The sequence below is a fragment of the Nostoc cf. edaphicum LEGE 07299 genome (genome assembly GCF_015207245.1).
Classification (GTDB): Bacteria; Cyanobacteriota; Cyanobacteriia; order Cyanobacteriales; family Nostocaceae; genus Nostoc; species Nostoc edaphicum_B.
On record NZ_JADEXF010000204.1, the window covers coordinates 1 to 6,518 of the forward strand.

Annotated in this window: 4 protein-coding genes; 2 read left to right on the top strand and 2 right to left on the bottom strand. The window is 41.0% G+C overall.

Going from position 1 to position 6,518, the window contains the following annotated elements:
- Together IQ229_RS08205 and glyS are read right to left on the bottom strand one after the other, a co-directional pair.
- The coding region (locus IQ229_RS08205; protein ID WP_265582958.1) for a Mur ligase family protein at nt 1–473 on the bottom strand (473 nt) is incomplete at its 3' end.
- Between the two features lie 84 nt (nt 474–557).
- On the bottom strand, nt 558–2,708 hold the full coding sequence (gene glyS / locus IQ229_RS08210; RefSeq protein WP_194042799.1) for a glycine--tRNA ligase subunit beta: 2,151 nt from the start codon (nt 2,706–2,708) through the stop codon (nt 558–560).
- A gap of 509 nt (nt 2,709–3,217) precedes the next feature.
- Here glyS and IQ229_RS08215 point away from each other — a divergent pair.
- Both IQ229_RS08215 and IQ229_RS08220 read left to right on the top strand, forming a co-directional pair.
- Nucleotides 3,218–3,802, top strand: coding sequence for a PEP-CTERM sorting domain-containing protein (locus IQ229_RS08215; RefSeq protein ID WP_228013300.1), 585 nt, complete (start codon nt 3,218–3,220; stop codon nt 3,800–3,802).
- A 743-nt stretch (nt 3,803–4,545) separates the two neighbouring features.
- A complete protein-coding gene (locus IQ229_RS08220; RefSeq protein WP_194042801.1) occupies nt 4,546–5,835 on the top strand; it encodes a glycosyltransferase family 4 protein in 1,290 nt (429 codons plus the stop codon).
- Nucleotides 5,836–6,518: the final 683 nt, after the last annotated feature.

Consider the following 6,518-nt stretch of genomic DNA (forward strand, 5'->3'; position numbering starts at 1 on the left):
CCTGTCCCCTGTCCCCTCTGAGATAGGGCAACTTCACAAGCGGCGTAGCCAATATTACCGCAGGCGGGTGCATTTAATTCTGCTGCTTGGAAAATGGCAGCAATTAAAGCTGTGGTAGTAGTTTTGCCGTTAGTGCCGGTAATTCCTACCCAAGGTAGCGATTGTAAATTTCGCCAAGCGAGTTCCATTTCGCCAATGGTTTCAATACCTAACTGGCGTGCCTCAACTAATACGGGAATATCCCAAGGCACGCCAGGACTAACGACTATTAATTGGGGTAAATTAGCACCATTCAATTCTAGGGATTGTCCTAGTTTAACGGTTATTTGCTCGGCAGCGAGTTCTTGTTGTTGTTCTAGGAGGGTTTTGGAGGTGTTGCGATCGCTCAGCTCTACCTCCCAACCTTCCCGTTTCAACAATCTCGCCGCAGCAACACCGGACTTTCCCAATCCAATAACAGTAGCTTTGGACATAGATTGCAGCAGAGTGTCCCTGGTTAAGCACTCCCTATAGTAGCCTTTCTTGGCAAAAATTACACAAGTTTTTGTTGACCTACGCTACAGATTTTTGACGATCGCACCGAAGTCAGCTAAAACACGGGCATGATTGCGAACTAATCCGAGCAGATGTAGTCGATTACGCTTGACTTCTGGATCGGAGTCCATAACTAAAACGCTATCTGGGCCATCAAAGAAGTTACTAACCGCTGGAGCAATTTTTGTTAGTGCTGCTAGTAACAGTTGATAATTTCGGGTCTGCTGTGCTGCTTGAGTTTCCGGTACTGAATCGATTAGCGCATTATACAAAGCGTCTTCAGAGGGCTTTTGGAATAATTCTTGACGAACTACGGTTGTCGGTTCTAGCTGTTTTGTATCCAAATCACCTTGAGCGGCTAATCGTGTGGAACGATTAACGGTCTCGTAGATGTTATCTAAGGTACTGTCTTTACGAATTTGTTGTAAGTACAAAGCGCGATCGCGTACATCCAACAAATCTTTTAACGTCCGTTCTGTGTATTCTGGATCGTTTTCTCCTAAAACTGCATTTACTAAGTCGTAATCAATCTGTTTTTCTTCTTGTAATAAAGTGCGGATGCGTTGCAAGAAAAACTCTTGTAATGCTGTGGTTAATGATGCTTGATCTTTGTGATATTTTGCTGCAAAGTCTATCGATATTTGCTTCAATAAATCATCTAAATTTATTGGCAGATTATCAAACCAAACAATTTTAACTACAGCATTAGCCGCACGGCGCAAGGCAAAGGGATCGGATGAACCTGAAGGAATTAAACCTAATCCAAAGATACTCACTAAAGTATCTAATCTATCTGCCAAACCTACGATTTTACCTGTGAGTGTTTCCGGTAAAATATCACCTGCTCCCTTTGGCAAATAATGTTGATAAATTGCCTTTGCTACTTCGGCATCTTCACCACTAGCTAAAGCATATTTTTCTCCCATAATGCCTTGCAATTCGGGGAATTCATATACCATTTGAGTTACCAAATCTGCTTTACATAATAAAGCAGCACGTTGGATTCTTTGGCTTTGATTTTCCGTTAATTCTAATTGACTGCTAATTTGCCCAGCAATTTTAACTATTCTATCTACCTTGGCAAGTACCGAACCCAATTCTTCTTGGAAAGTGACTTTTTCTAACTGCGGTAAAAAGTTTTCTAAAGGCTTAGTTAAATCAGCTTCATAGAAAAATCTGCCATCAGCTAATCTGGCACGAATTACCCTTTCATTCCCAACAGCAACAATATCTGATTTTTGAGGATCGCCGTTAGAAATGGTGATGAAGTTGGGCAATAATTCTTGCTCAAAACTCCCTGGTTTGAATACAGGAAAATAACGTTGGTGAGTAACCATGACTTCAGTAATTACCTCAGTTGGTAATTCCAAAAATTCTGGTTCAAATTTACCAACAACTGCGGAAGGATATTCTACAAGGTTGGTTACTTCTGCTAACAAATCGGGGTAAATTACTGTATACCCGCCTAAATTCTCTGCGACTGCATTTACTTGCTCTTTAATCAGATTTACCCGTTCTTCTGGGTCAACGGTGACATAAGCAGACTTGAGGGCGGTAACATAATCAGTAGCCTGGACAATTGTCACAGGTTCAGGATGCAAAACCCGATGACCTTGGGAAATGCGATCGCTCTGAATCGTTTTAGAACCATTCACTAATTCTAAAGGCAGCACCGTCTCATCTAACAAAGCTACCAGCCAACGAATTGGTCGGGAAAATCTTGCATCCCCATTCCCCCAACGCATCAACCGCTTACCTTCTAAACCCCAAATCCACTGGGGAATAAGTTCTGTCAAAATTTCCGCCACAGGACGACCGGGAATTCTTTTTTGCACAAAGACAAATTCCCCTTTGTCAGTGGGGCGAACTGACAGCGCATCTAGTTCCACACCTTGCTTTTTGGCAAAGCCTGCTGCTGCTGCTGTTGGCTGACCATCTTTAAAGGCGGCTTGGGCGGGGGGCCCTTTAATTTCTTCTTCTCGATCTGGTTGCTGCGATGGTAGACCTGTAATCAATACCGCCAGCCGCCGGGGAGTACCGTACACCTGGACATCGCCCTTGAGGCTGTTTGCTTCCAGGCTTTGGGGAATGCGTTCCTGCCATTGCACTAAAGCATCACTGAGAAAACTTGCAGGTAGTTCTTCTGTACCAACTTCTAATAGAAACCCAGGCATATAACACTGTTTTCAACTTTGCGTAGCTCAACTTTATCAGTTATTCTCAGGCGATCGCTCGTGATTTTTAGCTGAATCGCTCATCAAAGAGAATAAAGGGAAAACCCCATAGTTAACAATTCAAAATTCAACATTAAAGATATTTTGTCTGCGACACGCTATGCAAATAGACGAGTACTTAAACTCCTACTGTTAGAAGATCCCCCAGAGTAACTGGGCTACGTGAAAACCCAGGGATTTCAAACCCTTTAATTTACGATAAATGAGGAATGGAAGTTAAGCCAGAATGGATTGCATACAAAGGAGCGTAAACGCAGAGGAGTTTGTCGTCAGACATCACTATAGACTTGAAATTTTATGCAAAACTTTATAAAACAAGTGCTTCTCTTCATACATTCATTACATTACATACCGTATTTTGTGCGGTATTTACGGATATATATTTCTATCGTAAGCTTAGTCTTGATTGATGCACTGATATATGCATCATGACAATCAATTTTGGAGTTATGACCATGAAAAATATTTTCGCCCAAATTACCGCGATCGCAGTAACCAGTGTTGCGATCGCTACTAGTGCTAACAACCCAGCCCAAGCTATTGAATTAAACTTTAATTGGCAAGGTAATGCTGGTTACTCAGCAACAGGTTCATTCAGCTACGACGAAACTACAGCACCAACAATCATTTCAGAACTTGGTAGTGGAGCCACCAACTTTTTACAATCCTTGAATGTCTCCTTCTTAGACCCATCTAAAAATCTTCTGGGAACCTATAACACCGTTAGTGGTGGAGTATCAGAATCTAACTTCTTCGCTTTCAATTTTAATACTTCCACTCAGACATTATTTGGCTCCTTTGATGTCGCCGGAGGAACGGGTGTAATTGGAGAATATTTCTTTCAGGGAACGGTTGGCAACTCTTTGCAATTAAATCAGGATGTCGATCAACAGGGAACGTCAACAACACTAGATCAAAATTCTGGCTCTATTCAAGTATCCAAAGTCCCAGAGCCTGCTTCTCTCTTGGGTTTGCTAGCATTTGCTGGTTTGGGTATAGCTTCAACATTAAAGAAAAAGCAAGCCTTTTACTAGAAATTAGGGCTTTCTAGTTAGAGCTTGCTAAATTTACTGAATCTCTATTCTACCCCTACTAGTTAACTGAATTAGTAGGGTTATCATATAACCTCATTAAAAATATGAGTGAAATTAATTTTACTTTTACTTCAGCATTTATTATTCAGCACTCAACACTGTTTTGGTCAGCGCCTTTGAACTACTCAAAATGTGGGATTCTCCTCAATGAATACAATACTGATGACTTGGTTAAAAATACTTCATGTGCCAGTTCAAAAGGCGGAATGAGGGTTATATGCATAACATTGAATATAATGTTACAATTCTCCAAGTGTAAATTTAGGCATTAGTTCGTAAATAAAAAGACCAACTCTTGTCATAATCACCAAAAAATCAAGTCTATATTTATCAATAATCTTACCTGTTTATACAAAGTCATATCTTGATTTTTAAGTGTTTTATGCCGGACAAAAATTATCTTTTGACAACCACAAAGAAAATTTATACGCAATGTTTAACACGTTTTTTTTAATTAAACAATTTAACCAGTCAAAATACAGCATTTATAAATAAATGAGGTCACAAAATGCAGGGCTACAAATCAGATATAAACAGTTTCTATCTCTGCCTACTGCTTCCAAATTGGTAGCTTTGTACTTCATGTAAAAAATGCTGTAAATAATAAAAATAGCAGCCCCTACTCGCTATTAATAAGTAATTCGATCGTCTCATGCTATCTTCACAAAACTCACAAATAATTCATGCATATTCTGATTTATTCCTACAACTACCATCCAGAGCCAATTGGAATTGCTCCGTTAATGACTGAATTGGCAGAAGGACTAGTCAAGCGAGGTCATAAAGTGCGAGTGATTACGGGAATGCCCAACTATCCTCAGCGCGAAATTTATGATGGGTATCAGAATAAATGGTATCTTACTGAACAAAAAAATGGTGTGACTATTGAGCGAAGTTACGTCCGTATTAAGTCTAAACCTAAGCTCGTGGATCGGTTGTTGCTGGAGTTGAGCTTTGTTTTCACGAGCTTACCCCAAGCCTTTAAAGGTGGCCGCCCAGATGTAATTATCTTAACAGTCCCGCCGCTACTAGGTACGTTGCCAGCAACAACATTGGGCTGGTTATACAACTGCCCAGTAGTTCTAAATGTGCAAGATATTTTACCAGAAGCGGCTGTGCGTATCGGGCTATTAAAAAACAAATTGATGATCCGGACTCTTGCAGCTTTAGAGAAATTTGCATATCGGACTGCACACACTATTAGTGTGATCGCTGATGGGTTTCGTGAGAATTTAGTAAATAAGGGAGTACCTGTTAATAAAATCGTTTGTATTCCCAATTGGGTAAATGTAAATTTCATTCGCCCGTTGCCGAAACAGAGCAACTCCTGGATATCTAACCATCAACTAAATGGGAAATTTGTAGTACTTTACTCAGGCAATATTGCTCTAACGCAAGGTTTAGAGACAGTAATAGAAGCAGCTGTTTGTTTACGTCATATCAAAGATATTGTCTTTGTCATTGTTGGCGAATCAACAGCATTGCAAAGGTTGCAGGAATATTGTCAATCAAATGGAGCAGATAATGTTTTGCTACTACCGTTACAGCCGCGAGAAAAACTACCTGAAATGCTAGCAGCCTCTGATGTCGGGCTAATTGTGCAAAAGCATAATGTGATTTCGTTCAATATGCCTTCAAAAATACCACTTTTGTTGGCGAGTGGTCGCCCAATTGTGGGTTCAGTTCCCGCCACTGGTACTGCTGCTAAAGCCATCGAACTCAGCGGTGGTGGGATAGTTGTGGAGCCAGAATCGCCCCAGTCCATGGCCACTGCGGTGCATGATTTATATGCTAATCCGGCTTTAGGGAGGAAGCTAGGTAACACAGGAAGACAATTTGCCGAAGAAAACTATTCCTTAGAGCAAGCGCTCGATCGGTATGAGTGGCTTTTTTCTCATATTGTTACCAACCGAAAATCAACTGTGGGGATTTTACCGAAATTCGATTCTAAGAAATCAGTTGTGGATGGTTGAAGGGGATTGAGGATTTCTCACTCGTTAGCTACACAGACAAAACCCCGATTGGGATAAATTAACTCACCCGAATGGGTGATTTAAAGATCAACCGATCGGGTGAACTAACTGTAGGAAGTTGAGACTACTCAAAAATAGGAATCTAGAGAACACTGGCTGATTGCACGTCGTTCTTGGTGAGGATAACTTGATGAAACTTGCAACTTTAATTAAGACAGCTGAATTAATCAGCGTAGGCGTACTCCTGCAAAGAATCAAAGCTACTCCTAGCGTGTCGCAGACAAGCGTCTCGTAAACAAGGCATCGCTCCAGACTTTTTTCTTCCTTAAGATCAGTATTCACTAATACTCAAGGGCGATAAACTCATCTGTAACTTATACCAAATCTCGTTTACTATTTGGTTATAATGCAAGCAAGCGCTTGCAAACACTCCTAGAAAACTTAGCATCAAGTACGGCACAAACTTATGCATCCTTGATCTAGTCAGCAACTAAGGTATTTGCAACGGCAAGTTTAACCACGGCGACAACGCGAGAAATTGCTCGTGTTGCTGCGGTCAATGAGGTAAATTGATTTCGTCATTTCCAGAACTGAAAAGCAACTACTAACTTGCTCTAGTTAACGAAGCGATGCCTTCTCTACGAGACGCTACGCGAACGGCGGGCTACGCCTACGCTTTACAC